The following is a 1,015-nucleotide window of genomic DNA, read 5'->3' on the forward strand; positions in this document are numbered from 1 at the left end:
ATTTATAGGAGGGGAAATTTACTCATGAAAAATGAAACGTTACACAGTATGGATGATGTAATTACAATGTTAGACTCTCTATTAAGATCTCCTGAACCATTTTGGAATCAGTTCTATTCTGATCGAGATAAAGAAGTCCCTTTCTTTGCTAATGTACCCGATGAAAATTTAGTTTCTTATTTTGATAGAAATATCATTCAGAAAGGAAAAGTATTGGAGCTAGGTTGTGGTCCTGGCCGAAATGCTTTGTATTTAGCAAAAACAGGATGTGAAGTAGATGCAGTTGATTTATCAGAAGAAGGGATAAAGTGGGCGAAAGAAAGAGCGGCTGAGCAAAATGTGTCAGTTCATTTTATCTGTAAGTCTATATTCGATTTACAAGCCCGGAACCAATATGATTTCGTATATGATTCTGGCTGTTTACACCATATACCACCTCACCGAAGAATCCATTATGTCGAATTAGTGAAGAAAGCATTAAAACCAAACGGGTATTTTAGTTTAACGTGCTTTGCTACGGGAGAACTAGACGAAAAAAATGGTTCGGAAATATCAGATTGGGATGTATATCGAGGGTGGAGCTTGCAAGGAGGAATTGCGTATTCAGAAGAGAAACTGCGCGATGTTTTTCAAGATTTTGAAGTTATAGAGCTGCGAAAAATGAAAGGAATTCAGCAACCGAATGAAGTGTTTGGAGAACCATTTCTTTGGACAGCTCTTTTTAGAAAGAAAGTGTAATTACGATGGAGAGAACAATTTTATAAGTAATGTGATGTACCTTTACTTAATTTTGTACATATAGTATAATAANNAGTATAATAATTCCATAATTTAGATTTCAATGGGAATAAAAAATAAATTAGACGAGGTGCTTTTTGTGAGTGGAGTAGTATCTAAATAGGAAAAATTTAATGAAATAAATCTAATGACGAAGGGTATTTTTATATCAATTTATACCCTGTATTTGGTCGTGGATTTATTTAAGTTACCTATGAAGATACCTACAATACTTTAT

1 protein-coding gene is annotated in these 1,015 nt (G+C 33.7%); it reads left to right on the forward strand.

Annotated features, from left to right (window positions below):
• Positions 1 to 24 precede the first annotated feature (24 nt).
• Entirely contained in the window at positions 25 to 738 is a 714-nt protein-coding gene (locus V7024_RS24295) for a class I SAM-dependent methyltransferase (RefSeq protein ID WP_335524642.1), read from the forward strand.
• Positions 739 to 1,015: the final 277 nt, after the last annotated feature.

The organism is Bacillus sp. JJ864 (assembly GCF_036963045.1).
GTDB classification, from domain to species: Bacteria; Bacillota; Bacilli; order Bacillales; family Bacillaceae_G; genus Bacillus_A; species Bacillus_A pseudomycoides_C.

What these genes read in the sequence shown, in the direction of transcription:
- V7024_RS24295 (WP_335524642.1), top strand. Translation starts at nt 25, where the DNA reads ATGAAAAATGAAACGTTACACAGTATGGATGATGTAATTACAATGTTA.